18 protein-coding genes and 2 pseudogenes are annotated in these 22,899 nt (G+C 45.1%); 15 read left to right on the forward strand and 5 right to left on the reverse strand.

The genetic code is table 11. The features are described 5' to 3' along the window. The first annotated feature begins 185 nt into the window (after positions 1-185). The 9 genes and pseudogenes from CHRO_RS26085 to CHRO_RS26125 all read left to right on the forward strand — a co-directional run bounded on the left by CHRO_RS26085 (position 186) and on the right by CHRO_RS26125 (position 12,228). The gene (locus CHRO_RS26085) at positions 186-470 is read left to right on the forward strand and encodes a hypothetical protein (RefSeq protein ID WP_015157230.1); all 285 of its coding nucleotides are present in this window, start codon (positions 186-188) and stop codon (positions 468-470) included. 122 nt (positions 471-592) lie between these two features. Continuing rightward, positions 593-2,887 (forward strand): two-partner secretion domain-containing protein, encoded by a 2,295-nt coding sequence (locus tag CHRO_RS26090; protein ID WP_015157231.1) that lies wholly within the window; start codon positions 593-595, stop codon positions 2,885-2,887. After that, the gene (locus CHRO_RS26095; protein WP_015157232.1) at positions 2,877-4,721 is read left to right on the forward strand and encodes a ShlB/FhaC/HecB family hemolysin secretion/activation protein; all 1,845 of its coding nucleotides are present in this window, start codon (positions 2,877-2,879) and stop codon (positions 4,719-4,721) included. The genes CHRO_RS26090 and CHRO_RS26095 overlap by 11 nt, the downstream gene beginning before the upstream one ends. A 38-nt stretch (positions 4,722-4,759) precedes the next feature. Then, positions 4,760-5,050: pseudogene (locus tag CHRO_RS34965) on the forward strand (CHAT domain-containing protein); the annotation flags it as partial. Positions 5,051-5,099: 49 nt separating this feature from the next. Continuing rightward, positions 5,100-7,721 (forward strand): CHAT domain-containing protein, encoded by a 2,622-nt coding sequence (locus CHRO_RS34970; RefSeq protein ID WP_015157233.1) that lies wholly within the window; start codon positions 5,100-5,102, stop codon positions 7,719-7,721. 223 nt (positions 7,722-7,944) lie between these two features. Then, positions 7,945-9,750, forward strand: a complete 1,806-nt coding sequence (locus CHRO_RS26110; RefSeq protein WP_051033376.1) for an ABC transporter transmembrane domain-containing protein — start codon at positions 7,945-7,947, stop codon at positions 9,748-9,750. Positions 9,751-9,807: 57 nt separating this feature from the next. Beyond that, entirely contained in the window at positions 9,808-10,239 is a 432-nt protein-coding gene (ccmS, locus tag CHRO_RS26115; protein ID WP_015157235.1) for a beta-carboxysome assembly chaperone CcmS, read from the forward strand. A 290-nt stretch (positions 10,240-10,529) separates the two neighbouring features. Beyond that, positions 10,530-11,180, forward strand: coding sequence for a histidine phosphatase family protein (locus CHRO_RS26120; RefSeq protein ID WP_015157236.1), 651 nt, complete (start codon positions 10,530-10,532; stop codon positions 11,178-11,180). Between the two features lie 10 nt (positions 11,181-11,190). Continuing rightward, positions 11,191-12,228 carry a glucokinase gene (locus CHRO_RS26125; protein WP_015157237.1) on the forward strand — a complete coding sequence of 346 codons (1,038 nt, stop codon included), beginning with the start codon at positions 11,191-11,193 and terminating at the stop codon, positions 12,226-12,228. A gap of 296 nt (positions 12,229-12,524) precedes the next feature. On the opposite strand, the gene CHRO_RS26130 is transcribed toward CHRO_RS26125, so the two are convergent. Beyond that, a complete protein-coding gene (locus CHRO_RS26130) occupies positions 12,525-13,631 on the reverse strand; it encodes a precorrin-8X methylmutase (RefSeq protein WP_015157238.1) in 1,107 nt (368 codons plus the stop codon). Between the two features lie 326 nt (positions 13,632-13,957). Here CHRO_RS26130 and CHRO_RS26135 point away from each other — a divergent pair, with 326 nt between their 5' ends. Then, positions 13,958-14,674, forward strand: coding sequence for a CPBP family intramembrane glutamic endopeptidase (locus CHRO_RS26135; RefSeq protein ID WP_181245512.1), 717 nt, complete (start codon positions 13,958-13,960; stop codon positions 14,672-14,674). Positions 14,675-14,696: 22 nt separating this feature from the next. Here CHRO_RS26135 and CHRO_RS34975 read toward each other — a convergent pair. The 3 genes and pseudogenes from CHRO_RS34975 to CHRO_RS26145 all read right to left on the reverse strand — a co-directional run bounded on the left by CHRO_RS34975 (position 14,697) and on the right by CHRO_RS26145 (position 16,170). Further along, positions 14,697-14,927 (reverse strand): annotated as a pseudogene (locus tag CHRO_RS34975) (type II toxin-antitoxin system HicA family toxin). Then, the gene (locus CHRO_RS26140) at positions 14,920-15,129 is read right to left on the reverse strand and encodes a type II toxin-antitoxin system HicB family antitoxin (RefSeq protein WP_015157240.1); all 210 of its coding nucleotides are present in this window, start codon (positions 15,127-15,129) and stop codon (positions 14,920-14,922) included. Before CHRO_RS26140 ends, CHRO_RS34975 begins: the two are co-directional and overlap by 8 nt. A 72-nt stretch (positions 15,130-15,201) precedes the next feature. Beyond that, positions 15,202-16,170, reverse strand: a complete 969-nt coding sequence (locus CHRO_RS26145; protein WP_041462646.1) for a cupin-like domain-containing protein — start codon at positions 16,168-16,170, stop codon at positions 15,202-15,204. Positions 16,171-16,379: 209 nt separating this feature from the next. Here CHRO_RS26145 and CHRO_RS26150 point away from each other — a divergent pair, with 209 nt between their 5' ends. The 4 genes from CHRO_RS26150 to CHRO_RS32950 all read left to right on the forward strand — a co-directional run bounded on the left by CHRO_RS26150 (position 16,380) and on the right by CHRO_RS32950 (position 20,117). After that, a complete protein-coding gene (locus CHRO_RS26150; protein ID WP_015157242.1) occupies positions 16,380-18,074 on the forward strand; it encodes a GH3 auxin-responsive promoter family protein in 1,695 nt (564 codons plus the stop codon). Then, positions 18,064-18,201: a hypothetical protein gene (locus CHRO_RS32945; protein ID WP_181824242.1), complete on the forward strand. Its 138-nt coding sequence runs from the start codon at positions 18,064-18,066 to the stop codon at positions 18,199-18,201. The genes CHRO_RS26150 and CHRO_RS32945 overlap by 11 nt, the downstream gene beginning before the upstream one ends. Positions 18,202-18,304: 103 nt before the next feature. Beyond that, positions 18,305-19,990 (forward strand): GH3 auxin-responsive promoter family protein, encoded by a 1,686-nt coding sequence (locus tag CHRO_RS26155; RefSeq protein ID WP_015157243.1) that lies wholly within the window; start codon positions 18,305-18,307, stop codon positions 19,988-19,990. After that, a complete protein-coding gene (locus CHRO_RS32950) occupies positions 19,980-20,117 on the forward strand; it encodes a hypothetical protein (protein WP_181824243.1) in 138 nt (45 codons plus the stop codon). Before CHRO_RS26155 ends, CHRO_RS32950 begins: the two co-directional genes overlap by 11 nt. On the opposite strand, the gene CHRO_RS26160 is transcribed toward CHRO_RS32950, so the two are convergent. Beyond that, positions 20,077-21,276 (reverse strand): MFS transporter, encoded by a 1,200-nt coding sequence (locus CHRO_RS26160; RefSeq protein ID WP_015157244.1) that lies wholly within the window; start codon positions 21,274-21,276, stop codon positions 20,077-20,079. The two genes, CHRO_RS32950 and CHRO_RS26160, sit on opposite strands and share 41 nt — an antisense overlap. 296 nt (positions 21,277-21,572) lie before the next feature. On the opposite strand from CHRO_RS26160, the gene CHRO_RS26165 reads away from it, so the two are divergent. Beyond that, on the forward strand, positions 21,573-22,667 hold the full coding sequence (locus tag CHRO_RS26165; RefSeq protein WP_015157245.1) for an aromatic ring-hydroxylating dioxygenase subunit alpha: 1,095 nt from the start codon (positions 21,573-21,575) through the stop codon (positions 22,665-22,667). Positions 22,668-22,899: the final 232 nt, after the last annotated feature.

Raw genomic sequence — 22,899 nt, forward strand, 5'->3', positions numbered from 1 at the left:
TCCCACCTGAAAGCATCAGATCGCTTGTACAGCATAACTATTTCAAAAATCGCTCGATTTAGCACAAAAGTACTATGATTGACAGATTTCGGGAACTCAACTTATTTCTTCTGTATTGAAATTTAGCTGTGGGCGATCGCTGTCAACCGATCGCTGACAAAATAGAGTTTTCTAGGAGAAGCACAATGGACAACGATGCTATTCAACAAGAAATAATGGCACTTCTCAATCAGGAAGATATATTGTCCTCACTAAATAAGATATTTCAAAAATATGGCGTGTTAGACACTAAAAATATTTCCATAGAATTCAATTTTTTTGAGAAAACACCATCCGATCGCGATTGCCGTCCAAATACCAGCGTGTTGCCAGATCCCTCACCAGATAGTGTATTCCGAACCACTGCTTGGTTTTGCCCTTGCCCCCCAAACCAAGCTTGTGCGCCACCTCCTGGTAAGTGGATTGGGTGATACAGCCACAGGTATGTTTAGAATTATTCCTGCAACAAGAGGGGTTTTCTAAGTTATATTGTTGCCTGTCTGACATACTCAGATATGCTCTTAAGTATGTCGATGTCTGAGTAAATTTAAAAATGGCTCAAAGTAGGAGTAGTTGGGGTTGGCGGCTACGGCTGGCGTGCTGTGTAGCAGTTAGTGGAGCGATCGCTACTGAAGATCGGATTTCAGCTCAGGTTGTTCCCGACAATACATTAGGTGCTGAAAGCTCATCAGTTAACCAAACTACTCCTCTAACTTCTCAAATTGAAGGTGGAGCAGCGCGGGGTAAAAATCTATTTCACAGCTTCGAGCAGTTTTCTATCCCAGCAAATGGTGAAGTGCGCTTCAATAACGATGTAAATATTGAAAATATTATCACCCGCGTGACTGGCTCTAGTGCTTCTAATATAGATGGCGCGATCGCCGCTAACGGTAGCGCCAACTTATTGTTAATCAATCCAAATGGAATTATTTTTGGCACTAATGCCTCGCTCAATATTGGTGGTTCATTTCTCGCTAGTACAGCGCGTAGCATTATTTTTGCCGATGGCACTCAGTTCGATGCAAATCATTCTCAAACTCCGCCCTTACTAACAGTTAATACGCCGATCGGCTTGCAATTTGGCTCCAATTCTGGCGCGATCGTTAACCGCTCTCAAGCGTCTCTCAACGGAGCAGTAAATTACTTTGGCTTTCCTGCTGGTTTACAAGTAGTGACAGGTAAAACATTAGCACTTGTAGGAGGTAGTATTTTACAAGAGGGTGGAAATATGACAGCAGCAGAGGGACGAATTGAACTAGGCAGTGTTTTCGATAATAGTTTAGTGAATCTCAAGCCCACAGAAAAAGGCTGGAAGTTGGGATACGAGCAGGTACAAAATTTTCAAAATATTGAGTTAAATAGCTTTGCAAACATACCTTATTTAGATGTCAGTGGTGAAAGTAATGGCGATCTTCACCTTCAAGGTAAGGTAATTCAAATTAACAATTATGGATTGACCTCTATAAATAGACAAGAAATCCAACCGGGAAATTTGACTATAAACGCCTCAGATAATATAGAATTGGCGGGCGTGAATACCGTAATATCTACTTTAACTTTTGGAGCAGGAAATGGCGGAAGTATTACTTTCAATACTAAAAATTTAACCGTGAAAGAAGGGGCGCAAGTTTTTACTTCTACTTTTGCTACAGGTGCTGGAGGAAAATTAACTGTTAACGCATCAGAATCAGTACAAATAATCGGTAGTTTTCCTTTATCTATTGATAATTTTGAGGCATTTAGTAGTTTATCTAGTGCAACTGCTGCTGCTGGAAATGCAGGGGACTTAACAATTAATACTTCAAAACTAATTGTCAGAGATGGAGCAAAAATATCCACAGCATCAGAGGGAATTGTTTTCGATCTAACTCTCAACCAGTTCGTACCAGCAACAGGCAAAGGAGGAAACCTCACTATCAACGCATCTGAATCTGTAGAGCTGACGGGGACTACAAAAAATGGTTCTCCGAGTACCTTAACTGCGATCGCTCAAGGTGGTGCAACTGCTGGAAATCTGAGAATTAATACAAAAAGTTTGACGATTGGGAATGAGGCGGAAATAAGTGTCAGCAGTTTCGGTACGGGTAATGCAGGCAACTTGGAAGTTACAGCTAATTCCATCCGTGTAGAAGATGGTGGCAAACTTACTGCTACCAGTAAATTCAGCAGTGACGGTGGAAATATAAACTTACAAAACCTGGACTTACTTACATTACGCAACAATGGTGAAATTTCTACTAGTGCGGAAGGTGCAGGCGATGGTGGCAATATAAATGTTGATACAGACAATCTAGTACTAGCAGAAAGAAGCAAAATTACAGCTAAAGCTGTCGATGGTCGCGGTGGTAATATCAGCATTACAACCCAAGGACTCTTTGTGTCTCCCGATAGTACGATCGATGCCAGCTCCGATCGCGGTCTTAATGGAATCGTAGAAATTAGAAGACCAGATGTAGACCCCAGCGCTGAGTTAGTTGTCTTACCAGCAGATGTCGTCGATGTCAGCGGTTTGGTGGCTCAAGGGTGTTCTGTAGGTAGCGTAGCATCAGGAGAAAGCAGCTTCGCGATCGCTGGACGAGGTGGCTTACCTCCAACTCCTGCCGAAACAACTAGAAGCGAGTCCATCTTGGCAGATTTGGGCATTGCAGAAAAGTCAAAAGTTAGAAGTCAAAAGTCAAAAGCAATTTCGACTCCCGCAGAAATTTCCAATAAAGTTAATCCCGCCCCACTTGTGGAAGCTACAGGGTGGGTGGTAGGTTCTAATGGTGAGGTCATACTGACTGCTTCTGTTATTACCGATACGCTTAATATTCCTTGGTTTAGACCGAATAGCTGTAATGGAACGTAAATTTTACAATAGTTTTGCATCCCTCCTCATACAAATAACGGGAGGGATTGGTTGTATAAGCATTAGTTTTTGTTTACTGACTCCTAGTCTTAATGCTAGCCCCGATCCGGCGGTCGTTGCACGGACAAACTTACAAGCACAACTCCCAATCGCTCAAACTCCCCCTCTCCCTGCACCGCCTCCGCGTCCCCAAGATGTAATTCCGCGCTCCGAACCCGCGCCTCCAGAACTCCCGACACCCGCTCCCTTACCACCACCAGAAGATTTATTACAGCCACCTGATGCACCTCCCACACCCGCACCTATACCGGGAAAAATTCCAGAAAAACTAACAGTTAAAAGGTTTGAGGTGACTGGCAGTACGGTATTTAGCCCCCAAGATTTCGAGAAAGTTTTAGCTCCCTTCACAAATCGATCGCTGTCTTTTGCCGAACTGTTTCAAGCCCGTACTGCTGTTACGCAACTATATATAGATAAAGGATATATTACCTCTGGGGCTTTAATTCCACCCCAAGCCATCCAAGACGGCGTAGTGAAAATTCAAGTCGTCGAAGGGGGATTAGAAGCAGTTAACATACAGGGAACGCGGCGATTAAGACCTAGTTACATTCGCGATCGCATTCCGCAAGCCACACCCCTGAACCAACAACGCCTGTTAGAGGCTTTGCAACTGCTACAACTCAATCCCTTAATTCAAAACCTCTCAGCCGAACTTTCAGCAGGGACTCGTGCAGGTACGAGCGTGCTAGATGTCACTGTGAAAGAAGCAGATACCTTTGATACGCAAATTGTATTGGATAACGGGCGATCGCCTAGTGTTGGTAGCTTCCGGCGACGGGTGCAATTGAATCAAGCTAATTTACTCGGATTTGGCGATGGGTTGAGTTTTGCATATAGCAATACCGACGGTAGCAACGGCATAGATGGTAGTTATACAATCCCCGTAAATGCTAAAAATGGCGCGGTTAGCTTGAATGTTGGATTTACCGACAGCAACGTGATCGAACCTCCATTCGACGACCTCGAAATTGATGGTAATTCCCGCTATTTTGAACTCAGCTATCGTCAACCTATATTGCAATCTCCTAATCGTGAATTCGCTCTTGGTTTAACAGCAGCGCGGCGTGAAAGCGAAATTTCTTCTGATGTTTTAGAAGAGTTTGACTATCCTTCCTCTTTGCTATCACCAGGCGCAGATGAGGATGGAGATACTCGCATTTCAGCCGTCCAATTCTTTCAGGAATGGACGCAACGTAATACCAGAGAAGTATTTGCAGCGCGATCGCAATTTAATTTAGGTGTGGGAGCATTTGACGCTACGATTAACAGCGATGCTCCAGACAGTCGCTTCTTCTCCTGGCAAGGACAAGCGCAATGGGTACGGTTGCTGGCTCCCGATACTTTATTCCTACTCCGTACAAATATCCAAATTGCTGACGATCCGCTCGTACCTTTAGAACAATTTGGCGTAGGTGGACTCGAAAGCGTCAGAGGCTACCGTCAAGATGCACTGCTATCAGATGGTGGTTTATTTGCTTCGGCAGAACTGCGCATTCCAGTTTATCGCGTTCCCGAACGGCAATTGACACTACAAGTCACGCCCTTCGTCGATTTTGGAACGATTTGGAACGAAGCTGGGCGATCGGTGGATGATTTGACTCCGCCTGAAGACGAAGATACCTTAGTATCGGTAGGCTTGGGATTGCGCTTTCAACTAGCAGACACCGTAACTGCTCGTCTAGATTGGGGTATTCCCTTAGTCGATATTGAAGACCGCGATCGCACCTGGCAAGAAAACGGCGTATATTTTTCGGTCAATTACAGTTTGTTTTAAGGCAAGAGGCAAGAGGTAAGAGGTGAGAGGTAATAACAATGTCAATCTCAAAAACTTACCTCGCAGTATTGTTAATTTTCCTCCCTGGAACGGCGATCGCAGTTCCATCCGCTCCAGAGATCGCTGTGCAACCAACACAGAGCAGCGGTGATGATGCACAATTATTGCAACAAGGCAGAGAACTCTATACAGCCGGACAATTTGCCCAAGCAGTAAAAATCTGGCAACAAGCAGCGCAAAACTATAGAGCCAAAGGAGATAAGCTCAATCTCGCGATCGCCTCCAGCAATTTATCTTTAGCCTATCAGCAACTCGGACAGTGGCAGCAGGCAGAACAGGCGATCGCTGTTAGTTTCGATCTGTTGGGATACCTTGCAAATGAGACAAGGAGACAAGGGGGACAAGGGGGACAAGGGGGACAAGGGGGACAAGGGGGACAAGGGGGACAAGGGGGACAAGGGGGACAAGGGGGACAAGGGGGACAAGGGTGGACAAGGGGGACAAGGAAGACAAGGGGGACAAGGGGGACAAGGGGGACAAGGGGGACAAGGGGGACAAGGGGGACAAGGGGGACAAGGGGGACAAGGGGGACAAGGAAGAAATTCTAGCTACCAGCCACTAGCCACTAGCCACTCCCGACTCCCGACTTCCGACTCCCGCGTTCTTCTAGTTCTCGCTCAAGCCTTAAATACCCAAGCTAGCTTGCAATTGGGATTGGGACAAGCAGACACAGCTTTCAGTACGTGGCAACAAGCCGCTACGGTGTACGAAAGAGCAGGCGATCGCCTTGGGGTCATCCGTAGTTTACTGAATCAGACTCAAGCGCTGCAAGCCTTGGGACTATATCGTCGGGCTTTAGAAACGTTAACCTCTGCCGATCGCAGCCTCAGTGCTATTCCAGATTCTTCGCTGAAAGCTGCCGGACTTCGCCAAATGGGGAACCTACTGCGATCGATCGGCGATTTGCCACACTCCCAACAAGTATTGCAACGGAGTTTAGTCTTAGCACAAAAACTCAACTCGCAATCAGATATTGCGGCTAGTTTATTTAGCCTCGGTAATACAGCGCGATCGCAAAGAGATAATCCAACCGCCTTAGCCTACTATCAACAGGCTGCTACTACTGCGATCGCGCCGATTGCAAAACTGCAAGCTCGACTTAACCAATTCAGCTTATTAGTAGACACGCAAGATTCTACTGCCCAATCGCTCATTCCCGAAATTCAATCTCTGCTTGCTACCATCTCCCCCAGTAGTAAAACAGTATATGCCCAAATTGATTTCGCTCAAAGTTTGATGAGACTAGGGGAAGGAAGACAAGGGGGACAAGGGGGACAAGGAAGACAAGGGGGACAAGGGGGACAAGGGGGACAAGGAAGACAAGGGGGACAAGGAAGACAAGGGAGAAAAACACCAATTACCAATTACCAATTACAAATTACCACTCCCACATTTATTGCCAAATTACTCGCAACCGCCGTCCACCAATCTCGATCTTTGGGCGATAAACGAGCTGAGGCTTATGCAGTAGGTAGTTTAGGTAGTCTATACGAGCAAAATCGGCAATGGCAAAGCGCTCAAGAGCTGACACAGCAGGCTTTAATCTTATCTCAGGCAGTGAATGCACCGGATATTACTTATCGCTGGCAGTGGCAATTGGCACGCTTATTGAGAGCGCAGGGAGATACTTCAGGGGCGATCGCCACCTACAGAGAAGCAGTCAAAACTTTAAAAGCTCTGCGTAACGATCTCGTCGCTGTCAACCCAGAGATTCAATTTAATTTTCGCGATGAAGTAGAACCAGTCTATCGAGAACTCGTTGCCTTGCTGTTATCTGAGCAAAAGTCAGGCGAGGCAACTCCTCAGCAAAACCTCGCCCAGGCACGCGAAACGATCGAAGCGTTGCAGTTAGCGGAACTAGATAACTTTTTTCGGGAAGCCTGTATCGAAGCCCAACCTGTAGCGATCGATAATGTGGTGGATCGGGATAATCCTACAGCAGCGGTAATTTATCCGATTATATTACCCGATCGCCTGGAAGTGATTCTCAAAATTCCCCAGCAACCCCTACGCCATTACACGATCCATCAGCCGCAAACTCAGGTCGAGCAAACGGTAGAACGATTGCAGCGATCGCTAACCGAGCCGGATCGTACTAAAGATGTCAGAACTTTATCTCAACAAATATACAGTTGGCTGATCCAACCTATTGCTAGTGAGTTGCAGCAAAGCGGAGTCAAAACCCTAGTATTCGTCCCAGATGGGGCGTTGCGAAATATTCCCATGTCTGCATTATTTGATGGTAAGCAATATCTGGTCGAAAAATACGCGATCGCCGTGAGTCCGGGTTTGCAACTCATCAACCCTCAGCCTATCTCTCCAGCCAATCTCAAAGCCTTAACTGCTGGACTTAGCGTTCCGCCTGCTAACTCTCCCTTTCCACCCTTACCCGCTGTCAGGTTGGAATTTAATTTAATTCAACAAGCCGGAGTCGCGATCGCCGAATTACTCGATCGCGCCTTTACTAGCAAAAGCCTAGAAACCAAGATCGACTCAACTAGCTTCAACGTAGTTCATTTAGCGACTCACGGTCAATTCAGTTCTCAAGCCGAGAATACATTTATCCTCGCCGCTGATGGACCAATTAACGTCAGGAAATTTGATGACTTATTGCGATCGCGCAATCGTCGCCGTCCAAATGCGATCGAATTACTCGTCCTCAGCGCGTGCGAAACTGCTATAGGAGACAGACGCGCTGCCTTGGGACTAGCAGGGATTGCTGTCAGGGCTGGGGCTAGGAGTACCTTAGCTTCTCTGTGGCAAATTGACGATGAAGCAACAGCTATTTTTATTGGTGAATTTTACAAACAACTCACCAAAACTAAACTCACCCGTGCCGAAGCCCTACGTCAAGCCCAACTGAATCTGATGAAAAACTACCCTAACTACCGTCGTCCTGGCTATTGGGCAGCTTATGTTTTAGTGGGAAATTGGCTTTAAAAGTGAGTGGTGCGTGGTGCGTGGGGTGTTGCAGCGAGCGGCGAAGCGTATAAGCCGATATTAGCTGCGTCGTGGTGCGTGAGAAGAGATAAAGAGTGAAGCAAAAGTGACATTCAATTCCGAATTCCGAATTCCGAATTCCGAATTCTCCTGACTCACCACGCTATCTTGGAATATACACCCACAGATGTAAATAATACAGATAATGCAGCCGCAGGCATTAATGCGATCGCCAAAACGCAAATCTTCCCCAAGGTTGCGCCCTCAACCAAAGCATCCCCTCAAACGCTTACTCGCCTACACTCGCCACTATCGCGGGGAAATTTGGCTGGCATCTTTCTATTCTGTCTTAAATAAAATCTTCGATCTGGCTCCACCTGTATTGATTGGTGTTGCTGTTGATGTGGTAGTACAGCGTCAAGATTCGATTATTGCCCGTTGGGGAGTTAAGGATGTTTTTGCCCAATTTCTGATTCTCTCCGTCCTCACAGTGATTATTTGGATACTAGAATCAATTTTTGAATATGCCTATGCCAGGAAATGGCGCAACTTGGCGCAGAGGATTCAACACGAACTCCGCCTCGATGCTTACAACCACTTGCAAGAATTAGAACTCGCCTATTTTGAAGAACGCAGTACGGGCGGCTTGATGTCAGTTTTGAGCGATGATATCAATCAATTAGAGCGATTTTTGGATAATGGCGCGAATGAAATTATCCAAGTTACCGCTACAGTTCTAATTATCGGCGGGGCTTTCTTTATTCTCGCTCCTAGCGTCGCTTGGATGGCGATGTTACCCATGCCTTTTATTTTGTGGGGTTCGGTAGCGTTTCAACGACTTTTGGCTCCGCGTTATGCAGAGGTGCGAGAAAAAGTTAGCTTATTGAATGCAAGGCTGGCAAATAATTTGTCAGGCATTATGACGATCAAAAGCTTTACTGCCGAAGCCTATGAATCAAGCAGACTTGCAGAGGAAAGTCAAGCCTACCGTCAGAGTAACAGAAAAGCGATCGCGCTATCTGCTGCCTTCGTTCCCTTAATTCGGATGATTATTTTAGCGGGTTTTACCGCTTTACTTTTATTTGGAGGCATGGAAGCGATCGCGGGCAGAATGAGTGTAGGGACGTACAGCGTCTTGATCTTTTTAATTCAGCGTTTGTTGTGGCCCCTAACTAGATTAGGCGAAACCTTTGACCAATATCAACGGGCAATGGCTTCGACAAATCGAGTGATGAATTTACTCGACACTCCTATTGATATTCATACTGGAGATATTACCTTACCAATTCATGAGGTAAAAGGAGAGGTGATATTAAAAGATGTTACCTTTGCTTATTACGAGCGATCGCCCGTCATTGAAAATCTATCTTTGCAGATTCCTGCTGGGAAAACCATTGCAATTGTTGGTTCCACGGGTTCGGGGAAGAGTACTTTAGTCAAACTCCTACTCAGATTATACGAAGTGCGATCGGGAACGATTACCTTAGATGGGATCGATATCCGCGATTTAAAATTGAGAGATTTACGCGCTTGTATTGGTTTAGTCAGTCAGGATGTTTTCTTATTTCACGGTACTGTAGCTGAGAATATTGCCTATGGTAGTCCCGATGCCAATATAGATAAAATTATCTCAGCAGCAAAGGTTGCAGAAGCGCATGAATTTATCATGCAACTGCCCCAAGATTATGAAACAATTGTGGGGGAAAGGGGACAAAAATTATCAGGCGGACAACGACAAAGAATTGCGATCGCCCGTGCAGTATTAAAGAACCCACCAATTTTAATCTTGGATGAAGCGACATCAGCCGTCGATAACGAAACAGAAGCAGCTATTCAGCGATCGCTCGAACGAATTATTGTCGATAGAACCACAATTGCGATCGCCCATCGTCTTTCCACTGTCCGCAATGCCGATTGTATCTATGTCATGGAGTATGGCAAACTCATTGAATCTGGAACCCACGAACAACTCCTAGAACGTGGAGGAATCTACGCCACGCTCTGGCGCGTCCAATCCGGCATAAAATAAATTTGTTCCTCATAGAACAACTACCAACTACCAATTACCAATTACTAATTACCAACTATGTTCTCATTTGGTAGCCCTCAACCTGTTGGAGAAGATGGACAATGGCGACAGCAATTAGATTGCTTTGTTAAGGAGAATCAACAAGAGTTAGCAGCGCTATCTTGGGGGTTGTTTTTGGAAAAAGGAGCCAGCGATGACACCTTGGGTATCGACATCCAACCGACACCGCGTTTTATCTTTTGTCCTAAATCTGCAATTGAAAAATTAAACGATCGCGTCAACAGTCAGATCCAAGAAGTTTTAGGATTTATTGATGCTCATAATCCTGAAAAACAAGTGTTAATTCTTGGTATTGGTAACGGACAAATTAAGTTAATTCAATTTGAAATCGAACCCCCTCCCCCTATTTGTTTCGAGCATCTTGCTTCTGATGTAGATACATTATTAGGTAGATTAGAGCAACGTTTGAGCCAGTACGTGCAAACATGACTTTTAAGCTAGAAAATGTCGTCCCTTGGGGGCGATCGCCTGTTAACAGTGACCAGTGACCAGTAATCAGTGACCAATTACTTATTTGATGTTGGTTGGGTTTAAGTTAGGAGCCAATTGGTGGTAAGCGCATAAGGCGTGGGTGAAATCCGTGTTTTTAAATCAATGGATTCCTTCTATCTCCTGTTTCTTTCGTCTCCTGTCTCCTTTGACTTTTGACTTTTGACTTTTAACTTGCTTATATTTAGGTTTGGCATTCTGCGAATTCTATGCTTTGGGAATTGTCTCCTATGACTCAAATTGTCTGGATTGCTCGTCACGCCAATCGTCTTGATTTTGTCAATCCTGAGTGGTTCCTCACCGCAGAACGACCCTTCGATCCGCCGATTTCTGAAGATGGTAAAGTTCAAGCTCAACAACTGGCGCGACGGCTGAAGGGAGAAAATATCAGTCATATCTTTGCTTCGCCATTTTTGCGCACGGTGCAAACAGCTAACTACGTAGCAGAAGCCCTCAGTCTTTCGATTAACTTAGAATCTGGTTTGAGCGAATGGCTCAATCCTGCTTGGATGCCACAAGCGCCAAAAAGAGCGCCTCTGGATGTTTTAACTCGCATGTTTCCCAGGATCGACACTAGCTATAGTTCTCGCGTCACGGCAGAATATCCCGAAACTGGAGAAGTTGTCCTAGAACGGGCAGGTAAAACGGCTCGGTTATTAGCAGAAGAATTTTCCAAAGATATTCTGTTGGTAGGACACGGGGCATCTGTAGTAGGTGCAACAATGGGTCTGGTAGGCGCAACGGCTCAGACAGAGGTTAACGCTGCTTTGTGCTGTTTAGTGAAAGTTGTTCGTCCAGATCCAGAACAACCTTGGGTGATGGAGTTAAATGGCGACACATCTCACTTAAGTAAAACCGAAAAAATTATTCGATTTCATTAAAGCGATCGCTATGACAATACTGTTAGCAGGAGATATTGGTGGCACGAAGACGATCTTGCGTTTGGTGGAAACAACAGAAGCAACACCCAAAGCCCTTTACGAACAACGCTATAACAGTCGCGACTATCCAGATTTAGCGCCCATAGTCCAAGAGTTTTTAGCCACATCTGAGGAAAAGTTGGGCAAAAAACTCTTACCGCAAAAAGCTTGTTTTGCGATCGCGGGTCCAGTTGTTAACAATACAGTACAGTTAACCAACCTAACTTGGCTGCTAGAAGCATCCAGGCTAGAAGAAGAGTTGGGGATCGAGTCCATTTCCCTGATCAACGACTTTGCCGCTGTTGGTTACGGTATATTGGGTTTGCAGGAATCAGATTTACACACTCTCCAAGCAGGTAAGCCCCAAACAGGTACGCCCATCGCGGTAATTGGTGCAGGAACGGGATTAGGACAGGGATTTTTAATTCAGCAAGGCGACACTTACCATGTCTTTAGTTCCGAAGGCGGACACGCTGATTTCGCACCTCGTTCCGAGTTAGACTTTCACCTCTTGAAATACCTATTGGACAAGCACGACATCCAACGAGTTTCAGTAGAACGAGTGGTATCGGGACAAGGAATTGTCGCCATCTACGAATTTTTTCGCGATCGCCAAAATGTGAAAGAATCGCCAGAAATTGCCCAAGTTGTAGCAGCTTGGGAAAAACAAGCTGGCAAGAAAGAAAAAACCGTCGATCCAGCCGCCGCAATTTCCAAAGCCGCCCTAGAAAAAAGCGATCGCCTGTCAGAACGGGTAATGCAGATTTTTGTTGAGGCTTACGGCGCAGAAGCAGGAAACCTCGCCCTCAAACTCTTACCGTATGCAGGGTTATACATTGCTGGTGGTATCGCTGCGAAAATTCTTCCCCTAATGCAAGAAGGTACTTTTATCCGCGCCTTCACCAGTAAAGGACGGATGCGACCTTTACTCGAAAACGTTCCCGTGCATATCGTCCTGCGATCGGACATTGGGCTAGTTGGTGCTGCGATCGCCGCAGATCGTTTGTAGATGGAGACAATTCGCAATACCCCTACGATACTCGCAAGCTACGCAATTCGCTATGACCCCTGTAAGGGCGAGTTTTGAGGAAAGATTTCTTGCCGTGGCTGTGAATTTCGGGCTAAACCCGCCCCTACACGACACCCTTTCCCAACTCCCGTACGGGCGGGTTCACCAGACAACTTCGTTTTGACAAAGATTTTTGGTCAACCCGCCCCTACACGACACCCTTTCCTAACTCCCGTACGGGCGGGTTCACCAGACAACTTCGTTTTGACAAAGATTTTTGGTCAACCCGCCCCTACCTACTTTCCTAAATAACAATGACAATCCGGTTTCTCAATTGTCGATTCAACTAAAGCATTTAAGGCTACTGCCGCTAATAATCCGCCGCCCATTGTTCCCTCGACAGTAATATAGGGAATACCAGAACGCATCAAGCGACGTTTGGCAGCTGGGGCATGGCTAAAACCAATCGGCATCCCGATGATTAAAGCGGGTTGAAAATGTCCCTTGGCAATAGCATCACAAGCAGCAATCAGCACTGATGGGGCGTATCCCACAACAAAAATACAGCCTGGTGGCAACTGTTGTAGCTGTTCTTGCCATTGGCTTTGATGCCAAAAGGCTTGCTCGGCTTCTACAACGCTGCTAACGTGAGGATCGGCGATTAAGGTCGTAACCGGACAACCTAAATGAGATAAACGGGTGCGATCGCAAGCTGCAACCACAGGGGCAACATCGCCGACAATCTCACAGCCTTGAGTGAGGGCATGACGCGCCGCCGCGATCGCCCCTTTACCCACACGGATAAAATTAACCAAACTGACATCACCGCAAGCAAGCACCAGTTTGGACAGCAAATCGATTTCAATCTCCGAACGATTGGAGAGATCGGGTAATAATTGTTGCAAAGATTCCTGAAATTCTTCTGGGTGAGCGTGAGTGGCTGCATCCCAATTTTCCCACAGTTGTTCTAACTGTACCAATCCGTCTTGGCTTTCCACTTCTAATAAGCGCAACTGCGCGATCGCTTCTGCTTGCAGGTTTTGACAGGAGCGATCGCGTCCGATCAATCCTTCTAGTGCCGTCGCTGTCTGCCGCAGCCGTGCCATTTGCTGCATCACCGAGTGATACTGTTGTTGTAATTGATGTGTTAAATTTTTTACTTCGATAGCAGCATCGCTTTTGAGGAGTTCGCGAATGTGGGAAAGTTGAAAGCCTTGCTGTTTGAGTGCCACAATCCGCCGCAACTGTTGCACGTTTTCCTGAGTATAGAGGCGATAATTGCTACGCGATCGCTCAGGGGGTGGCAAAATGCCGAGTTGGTGATAGTGTCGCACCATCCTTGGGGTACAATTTCCCCCAACTGCCTCGGTAAGTTCTTTGATGGTTAAACGTGCGGCTGTCATGTTTTTCAAGAAAGAATGCGATCGCAAATCTAAGTGAATTACATCAAATAGTTAGATAGCCCATGTAGAAACGTTACATGTAACGTCTCTACATGGGAAGCGTTCACAAATCAATTTAGATTGCTATAGATTACCTCCACCATATCAAATCGAGTCCTATGCTTAACCTGCGATCGGATAACCCCTTTGTAAAATTTAAAACTCGAAATATATTTATTTTACTTTTGATTCTGATTGTTGAGTTTGTTTTTATTTCCGATCTTCTATTACTCTTCTTTAACTGGAATAGTGACGATCCGATATTTTACGATTTCATTTACTATCTTATGATGCTTTTACCTAGCATCTGGATTTTACATAGATGTCATCAGCTATCTATTCATCCTAAATATTTAATTGGCAAATTACCAAGTCGCGATCGCTGGCTATCTTTATGTGGAATTGCGATCGCTATCTGCCTATTTACGTGGGGAATCGATCTGCTATTTTTTTACAGCTTATCTTTAATTTCTCCTTCACTAACTGTAAGCCTGGTTAATTGGTTGCAAGATCCCCCAGCTAGTACTTCAGCTTTACCAGTTCTTGCTTACTTATTGAATGTAATTTCTTTAGTTGTAGTAGCTCCCGTTACAGAAGAGTTTATTTTTCGAGGTATACTCATACATCGGTGGGCAATGAAATGGGGAATATCGCCAGCAATATTAGTTTCTGCAATCATTTTTGGTTTGGGGCATATTGTTCCTTTCGGTGCAGCAGTTTTTGGAATTTTGATGACACTGCTTTATTTCAAAACTCGCTCGTTAATTGTACCTGCGATCGCTCATGCCATAAATAATGCTGCCACAATTGTTCTAGAACTTTTCTTTCCCAGTGAACAAATAACTATAAATTATAATTTTTCTGAATATCTACACTGGGGACTTGTGTTGACAATAGTTACAGTTCCTTTTATGATTCGCTTTGTTTATAAAAATTGGTACAAACAGCAATTAGCTTTACCTTACTTTGCAAATGTATCTCATCGTAGTAATAGAGTATGTTAAGTAACACACCCTACTACTATCTTCAATCAAGACTTTCAATCAAATCTTCAGGTGTTACTCTAGCTTGCTTAAGAATCCCGCTCAAGGTTCCTATCTTCAATTCTCTATGTACTGGAACGACGCAGCCAATTTCGCCTTCTGTTGTTACTTTCTTCATGATGACATGGCTACCTGTTTGTCACACTTGCACAAATCCTAAACGTTCCAAAGCACGAATTGCTTCCCGACTAGAAATCCTTGGTATCTTAGGCATAGCTAACTTCTATATTAGTAATATATCTAGGAGTTACTTCAGGTAAAGAAAACTCTGCTAAATAAAGTTTTGTTGCTTCGCGCAAGTTAGCAACCGCCTGTTCTATAGTTTCTCCTTGATCTACTGTACCGACTTCTGGACATTCAGCAACATACATATCATCTTCTCGATAAACGATCGCAGTAAAATTTCGAGTTTTCATGACACGACTTTATTCAACCTCATTAATAATACCAATTGTAAGGTGAGCATTGCCCACCCTACAGTTGAGGGTTCAAAACCGATAAAAAATTTGTTTTATCTGCTGCTGTCTGCTTTGACTCAGAAAAGCGATCGCAAACTTGGTTAATAAGTAAGGTATTGCCAACATATTGCTAAAAATCACTCGCCAACGACACCAAGATAAAATTGCTCTTGAGATAGGATACACACCCCAAAATTGGTTGACAGAACACACCATTTCATCACCTAATGCCGTAACTTCATGCCACCAACCCATAGGAATATACAGCATTTCTCCTGGCTCTAAGATTAGTTCTTGCTTGTGTTCTAATGCTTTTTTGAATTTGGGAAATGCTACCAAATCTGGATTTTCTGGATATACCGTACTAAACCAAGCACGCAATTCTAAGCCGCGTAGCAAATGGACAAATATTGAAAATGGATATAGATTATAAGTCTGACTGGGTGGAAATAACAAGACTTTTTTCGCTCCATGCATCTGGATCAAAATACCATCCAGCGTATCGTAGTGCAGGCACTCTAAATGCCCTCCAGGGGCTACCCAAAGATTAACATTGCCTATAGGCTTTTTTAACCCTAGTTGTTGACTAATATTGCTAAAAAAATTATTCTCGGCTAACTTTGTATTTTTTAACGAACATTTAGCCAAATAAAGATCCTTTTCGTGAGCCTCATGACTGTGCAACAGCTTTGCATAGTCTGTAAATGACATTGTTTTGAGAGGAACCCCGCTGCCAATGTTTTGCCAAGTGCGTTTATCTTGTTGATATCTTTCGCGTCCGTAATAACGAAAAAGAAATTCTTGCCGATCTAACTGTTTGCAAAGATACTCTAGATTCCAGTCATCTACTTTTAATCCAGTAATAATAACTGGAGTTCCCGTTTTCTGATATCTTTCAAAAAATAAATCTGGCGATATCGACGATAGCTCCATCCGTGAAATTGAGACTGCTGTATTATCAGCTATGCTGTCAGCAGTATTATCAGTAGTTAAACGCATAAAAAAATGAAGAGTAAGATATACTTTCCGTAACCTACCCATCGAGGCAAGAAAAAATACTTTTTTAATACAATTTAAATAATTATTAATAACTTTTAGCTTGGCAAGACATAGAAATATATTAACGATTGCTAAACAAAGCGCACTCGAAATAATTAGGTAAAGCAATTATTATTTATAATAACGCAGACAAAAGGTGTGAGGAGCCAATGACGAATTTATTGCTACCACTGTTGCAAACTGTTGCCGAGCATACAAAGGATAACTTTGTTAAAAAAACGCGCCAAGTTGAAGCAGTACAAGAGCGATTTCTGCGAGATTTACTACGAGCTTATCAGGCGACAGAGTTAGGGCAAAAGTATGAATTTAAAGATATTAGAACTGCCGAGCAATTTCGCCAGCGTGTCCCCACATCATCCTACAGTAGCTATGCACCCTACTGCGATCGCATTGCCCAGGGGGAACAGAACATTCTCACCCCCGATCCCGTTGTTTTTTTTAACCTGTCGAGTGGTTCTACAGGAGCGCACAAGCTCATCCCAGTCACCAAACGCTTTCAAAACTCCTTGCGCCGTCCCAACTTAACTAGTATTGGCTTTCTCAGCTCGGCATTAAGACAACGGGGTTCTAAATTTGGCAAAGCGATCGCCACTAACTCAACTCAACTGATGGGACGTACCAGTGGTGGAATTCCCTACGGTCCCGCTAGCGTTGGAGTCCTACGGATGGGAAAATTTCTCTGCGAGCAAATATTTGCTCATCCCTTTGAGACACTGCAAGCAGCCGATAGCCTGACGCGCCATTATCTTTGTCTGCTATTTGCGCTACAACAGCCAGATACAAGGGGAATAGTCGCCAACTTCCCCATGCTGATCCTCCGCACCTGCGGCTATTTAGAACAATATGCAGAAGACTTTATTCGCGACATTGACAAAGGAATGCTTGCACCTTGGTTGCAACTAGAACCAGAATTGCGCTTAAAACTAGAACGGCAAATAGTCGCTAACCCCAACCGTGCCAAGCAACTACAAGAAATCTTGCAAGCAGAAGGTAGACTCACCCCCGAAGCAGTATGGTCGAATCTTGCCTTCACAGTTGCAGCCAGAGGCGGGACTTCAGATTTTTACTTCGAGCGCTTTCCGACTTACTTTAGCAAGACACCAGGTTTTGGCGCGGTTTGTTGTTCGTCAGAAGGCGCGTTTGGCATTTACCCAGAGCTAAATTCTGATGCCAGTATTTTAGCGATCGAAAGTGCATTTTTTGAGTTTATTCCTCAAGATCAGTGGGATGTAGAACAACCAAAAACACTACTACCTAGCGAAGTCAAACCTGGAAACTACTACCGAATTTTGATGAGTAATTACAGCGGCTTCTATCGCTACGACATTGGCGATGTCATGGAAGTCGTCGGATTTTACGAACAAGCACCACTGATTGTATTCCGCCATCGGCGCGGTGGCTTGCTGTCTTCAACCTCAGAAAAAACTACGGAATTTCATGTTACTCAAGTCATGCAGGTATTACAACAAGAATTTGACTTACCTCTAGAAGATTTTTGTATTACCTTATCGGATGATGTCATTCCCGCATATTATTTGGTGAATATCGAGCTTGCGCCTGGAAAAATATTAGAAAATCCGCAGCAATTTCTCGATCGCTTTGACCGTCAGCTGAGTGCAATTCACACTTCCTACGCCGTCAAGCGGATTAACAACGATCAAATTCCCCCGCCAAGATTGCGAATTCTTGCCCCTGGCAGCTTTGCGATCGTGCGGCAAAGGCAATTAGAGAAAGGAGTACCAGATTCTCAACTAAAATTTCCCCACATCAGCGAAGACCGCAATTTTCTCGCTGGCTTGCAAGTGGAACGAGAAGTACAGTTGTCAGTGACCAGTGACCAGTGACCAGTTATCAGGGAGCAGGGAGACAAGGGAGACAAGGGAGACAAGGGAGACAAGGGAGAAAAAATTCTCCCTTGTCTCCTCTCACACTTCCCACACTTCCCATACTCTATTTACTACTAGCCACTAACCACCAGCCACTCCTCAATTACCAGTTACTTCGACACCAAATTGTCATATTCTAAACACAATTAATCTGCTTGAATCAGTATTTGATGAGTTGAGAAAGCTGAATGGTCAATCTCGTTCTGTCCGCTTTAAATGCTGTTACAGATTTGACAAAGGCAAACTTTATCAAAAAAACTCGCCGGACGGCAGAAGTACAAGAACGGTTTTTATTACGCTTGTTACAAGCTCATCGCGATACAGAATTTGGTAGAAAATATCAGCTCGGTGAGATTAAAACAGTCGATCGCTTTCGCGATCGAGTGCCAATTTTACCGTATTCCAGCTACGAACCTTTTCTGGAGCGCATTGCCAATGGCAAGCAAAATATCCTAACAGCCGATCCGGTGGTGTACTTGACGCTGACGAGTGGTTCGACGGGGAAAAAGAAAATGATTCCGACGACGAGGCGATCGCAAAATATCACTCGTCAAGCTACCCTAACCAGTATGGGTTTTCTAACCGCCGCCTTACGTTCTAGAGGGCAACAGTTTGGCAAAATTCTCCTGACAAATTCTACTCAACAATGGGGACGTACTAGTGCTGGTATTCCCTACGGTCCTGCTAGTGCTGGTGTCCTCAGCATGGATAAATGGCTGTACGGGCAATTTTTTGCTCAGCCATACGAGACTCTCCAAGTCGCAGATAGCTCTGCCCGTCACTACCTCGCCTTATTATTTGCCTTACAAGATCCTTTAATGCGGGGGATGTTAGCTAACTTTCCAATGCTCATCCTCCGTACCTGCAACTATTTGGAAAAATTTGGTGAAGACCTAATCCACGATATCGAAACAGGAACCATTGCCAATTGGTTAGAAGTAGAACCGGAACTACGACTGGCATTAGAGCAGCGCTTATCAGCCAATCCAGTTCGAGCCAATGAATTACGGGAAATTCTCCAGTCGGAAGGTAAGCTCACCCCTCATCTCGCCTGGTCAAATTTGTCTTTTGTCGCCTGCGCCCGTGGAGGTACGTCCGACTTTTACTTTCAGCGATTCCCTACCTACTTCAACAATACACCCATTTTCGGCGCAGTATTTTCTTCTGCCGAAGGGATGTTTAGTATCTATCACGAACTCGACGACGACAGCAGCATTTTAGCCCTGGAAAGCGGTTTTTTTGAATTTATCCCGCAAGACCAGTGGCAAGAAGAACAACCGAAAACGCTACTCGCTACCGAAGTCAGATCGGGAGAACGCTATCGCATTCTGACTACGAGCTATAACGGATTTTATCGCTACGATATTGGCGATGTTATCGAGGTAGTCGGATTTTACGAGCAAGCACCGCTAATCGTATTTCGTCACCGTCAAGGTGGATTGATTTCTTCTACGACAGAAAAGACGACGGAAGCCCATGCGACTCAGGTGATGCAAGCCGTACAGCAGGAATTTAGCTTATTACTAGAAGATTTTTGTATGACTTTATCGGAAAATGATTTTCCCGCTCGCTACCTGCTCAATATTGAGTTAGCTAATGGCTACAAGCTTGAAGATCCGCAAGCTTTTTTAAGCGAGTGCGATCGCAAATTACAAGCAGCAAACACCCACTATGAAATTAGCCGCAAAGATCCGATTCCGCCACCCCGACTGCGAATTTTAGCTCCTGGTAGCTTTGCCATCCTCCGCCAGCGACAGATAGAAAAGGGCATTCCCGATTCTCAACTCAAGTTTCCCCACATCAGCGAAGATCGCAATTTCTTATCTGGCTTGCAGGTACAGCAAGAAGTGAGGTTACCAGAAGATGAAGCATAGGATGGAGGGGACAAGGGAGACAAGGAGGACAAGGGAGCAATTCAAAAAATTCAAAATTCATTCACGCACCACGCACCACTCACCACTCATTCCTGACTCCCGAATACGAGCAACAGCATCCCGATGACAATCGAAGCACTTGCAGCCGTGTAAAAAGCAGCTTCTATGCCATTGTTTTTGACGATAAAGCCTAACACAATTGGACAGAAAGATTGCCCGATGAAGCCCGCGCCAGCCCCCGCTGATAGAACGCTCGATCGCAACTGGGAAGGCGCAAGACTCGCTAGAGCATCGTAAAGGTTGGGTAGGATCAGACCAAACCCAGCACCAAAACCGACCGCAGCTAACATAATTAAACTAATCTCTCGTAAAAAGGGAATTGTGCTAAGTGTCAGCGCCATCATGATGAAGCCTACAGCCGTAGCTTTATACAAACCCAACGATTGAGATAGCTTTCTGGCTCCAAAAGCAGAAATAATGGCTGCACCCAGAGCGCGAGAAGCTAAGACGAGGCTGTTAGTTAGCGTATTGGCATTAATCGTGTCTTTGAAATACTGCGGGGTATAGAAGACAACCGAGTACATCACGATTGATGTCAAGCTCAGAGTTAGCAATAACCAAATTGTTTGGTAGCGTCCTAAAACTTGCCATAGTTTATGCTTAGGTCGTTGCTCTGTTTTGACTGAAGTACGTTCGGGTGGCTGTGGCAAAATCTTGGCTGTCAATACTGCCAATGGTAGCCCGATCGCGTATAGGCAGAAAATGTATCGCCAGTGGAAGAAATAGCCTACTCCGCCCCCTAACAATGGAAAGACGATCCCCGCTAGCGTCAGCGTCCCCGTGGCGTAACCTAATGCTTTGGCTCGTTCCTCGCCCTCATACATACTCGTGAGCAGACCCAAGCTAGCAGATGTAATTCCAGCTGTAGCGATGCCCAAACATCCTCGCAACGCGATTAAGGGGAGGAAATTGTCTACCGTGACTCCCGCAGCACCAAAGACGGCATAGCAAAGTAGGGAAACTACGAGTACCTTTACTCTCCCCACGCGATCGGAGAGAATTCCCAAGGGAAGACTAAAAAGACCCAGCGCCCAAACATGAGCGGCTGCTAAATAACCGCCAATCTCTGGAGCCAGCTGAAGTTGATGTTTGATCTCCCCCAAGGCAGGGTTAAACACTGCTCCAGTCATCGTAGTTAGGGAGCCAGCCGCCATCAACACCATTAACTGTGGGTTACGGGCGATCGCGGCAAAAGCTACTGTTGGCGATAGTGATAATTTGCGCATGTTGAGGAAGTCGTCACTGATAGTTGGTCATTTGTCATTTGTCATTTGTCATTCGTTGTTGGTTGATGGTTGTTGGTTGATGGTTGTTGGTGAAAGGCGAGAGGCAAGAGGCACTTTTGTTTTTTCTCCGCGACTCTCCCTCAGCCTCCTGGGCTCTCTCAGCTCTCCTCTCCCTATTCCCTATTAGTATGAGTGGACAGTTGGCGTGCTGTCAGGAATTATGCTGACAATTTAGCTGAATTAAGGGACACTAGAAAGCTAAATATTGTCAGAATCAGGCAAGAGAGGAACGATTCATGGAACTGGCTACGACCTTAACAAGTCAGACAGTTCAGAATGCTATCCGCGAGATCGGGATTAATCCAGATTACTGGTATCCGGTTGGGTGGGCAAATAAACTGCAACCTGGTCATATTATGCCCGTAACGATCTGGAAACAAGCAATTGCTGTTTTCCGTGACACGGACGGACAGCTTCATGCTTTAGATGATGCGTGCGCGCATAAGGGTGTGGCTCTACATAAAGGGCAAATTCAAGGGAAACATTTATTGTGTCCCTATCACGGTTGGGAATTTAATGGTGCAGGTCAATGCGTCAAAATTCCATACCTCCCTGAGACACACAAACTACCATGCGCTCAAGTTCGTAGCTACCCCGTCCGCGAAAAATACAATCTGATCTGGATTTTTCCTGGCGATGCGAGTTTGGCAACTAGCATTCCCTTACCAGAAATACCGGAATTCGACGATCCAGATTGTCTGATGGTTCCGATTCCGGCTCATTTCCAGGCGCATTTCACCATCTGCAACGAAAACACGATGGATGTGTTTCACGGGTTTTTACACAAAAATCTCCAAGGTTGGTTTGACCCCGTGCTGACTAGCTTGAAGACAACAGAATCATCGGTTCATGCCGATTATCGAGTGTCTTATAAGGGAGTCATGACGAAAATTCTGGGTTTGAGCGATCGCGGTGATGAGGTGACAACCCGGACTGTCACGCTCCATTACCAATATCCCCACTACCACAGTTCTCTAGAGGGGGTTTCCTCTTTATACCTGATGCGATCGCCTATGGGAGCAACAGAAACCAAATCGTTTACCTTGATGTTTCTGCGGCTGAATTTACCTAAGTGGTTGGTGCAGCCGTTCAAACCCCTGATTTCTGCTTATATCTGGCGCTTTCTATTTTCCAAGTTTCTCGATCAAGATATCGAAATGATGGAGAGCGAGCAACGCACTTATTCAAACAACCCCCAACGTCGCTATGTAGAGATTAATCCGGCAATTATTGCCTTGCAAAAGGTCATGATGCGGCAATACGAGCAATATCGCCGCAAAACCCTGTCTTCCCAACTTTCAGGGAACCAGCAGGGGGAATCGCTGTCTTAATCGGCAGCGATCTCTTCTAGTCGGGTATAGTCAAGCTAATTTATTATCAATCGCATGAAGCAATTATCTCGTCAATACAGTCAAAGATCGCTGGCTCGATCGCTAGGAATGGTATAGTGCTGGCAAAATGTCTTATTCATAGACTCAATTAAGCTGCCCGAGCCGGCAGGAAATGACAACCTGGATAGTCTAAAAATTACCTAACCAGGGAAAATATTAATAATGTTTAGCC

Origin of the sequence: Chroococcidiopsis thermalis PCC 7203, assembly GCF_000317125.1 — a bacterium.
Lineage (GTDB): Bacteria > Cyanobacteriota > Cyanobacteriia > Cyanobacteriales > Chroococcidiopsidaceae > Chroococcidiopsis > Chroococcidiopsis thermalis.

Excerpts from the sequence above, each read along its gene's own strand:
- CHRO_RS26085 (WP_015157230.1), top strand. The coding sequence starts at position 186 with ATGGACAACGATGCTATTCAACAAGAAATAATGGCACTTCTCAATCAG.
- CHRO_RS26090 (WP_015157231.1), top strand. The coding sequence starts at position 593 with ATGGCTCAAAGTAGGAGTAGTTGGGGTTGGCGGCTACGGCTGGCGTGC.
- CHRO_RS26095 (WP_015157232.1), top strand. The coding sequence starts at position 2,877 with ATGGAACGTAAATTTTACAATAGTTTTGCATCCCTCCTCATACAAATA.
- CHRO_RS34970 (WP_015157233.1), top strand. The coding sequence starts at position 5,100 with ATGAGACAAGGAGACAAGGGGGACAAGGGGGACAAGGGGGACAAGGGG.
- CHRO_RS26110 (WP_051033376.1), top strand. The coding sequence starts at position 7,945 with ATGCGATCGCCAAAACGCAAATCTTCCCCAAGGTTGCGCCCTCAACCA.
- ccmS (WP_015157235.1), top strand. The coding sequence starts at position 9,808 with ATGTTCTCATTTGGTAGCCCTCAACCTGTTGGAGAAGATGGACAATGG.
- CHRO_RS26120 (WP_015157236.1), top strand. The coding sequence starts at position 10,530 with ATGACTCAAATTGTCTGGATTGCTCGTCACGCCAATCGTCTTGATTTT.
- CHRO_RS26125 (WP_015157237.1), top strand. The coding sequence starts at position 11,191 with ATGACAATACTGTTAGCAGGAGATATTGGTGGCACGAAGACGATCTTG.
- CHRO_RS26130 (WP_015157238.1), bottom strand. The coding sequence starts at position 13,631 with ATGACAGCCGCACGTTTAACCATCAAAGAACTTACCGAGGCAGTTGGG.
- CHRO_RS26135 (WP_181245512.1), top strand. The coding sequence starts at position 13,958 with ATGATGCTTTTACCTAGCATCTGGATTTTACATAGATGTCATCAGCTA.
- CHRO_RS26140 (WP_015157240.1), bottom strand. The coding sequence starts at position 15,129 with ATGAAAACTCGAAATTTTACTGCGATCGTTTATCGAGAAGATGATATG.
- CHRO_RS26145 (WP_041462646.1), bottom strand. The coding sequence starts at position 16,170 with ATGCGTTTAACTACTGATAATACTGCTGACAGCATAGCTGATAATACA.
- CHRO_RS26150 (WP_015157242.1), top strand. The coding sequence starts at position 16,380 with ATGACGAATTTATTGCTACCACTGTTGCAAACTGTTGCCGAGCATACA.
- CHRO_RS26155 (WP_015157243.1), top strand. The coding sequence starts at position 18,305 with ATGGTCAATCTCGTTCTGTCCGCTTTAAATGCTGTTACAGATTTGACA.
- CHRO_RS32950 (WP_181824243.1), top strand. The coding sequence starts at position 19,980 with ATGAAGCATAGGATGGAGGGGACAAGGGAGACAAGGAGGACAAGGGAG.
- CHRO_RS26160 (WP_015157244.1), bottom strand. The coding sequence starts at position 21,276 with ATGCGCAAATTATCACTATCGCCAACAGTAGCTTTTGCCGCGATCGCC.
- CHRO_RS26165 (WP_015157245.1), top strand. The coding sequence starts at position 21,573 with ATGGAACTGGCTACGACCTTAACAAGTCAGACAGTTCAGAATGCTATC.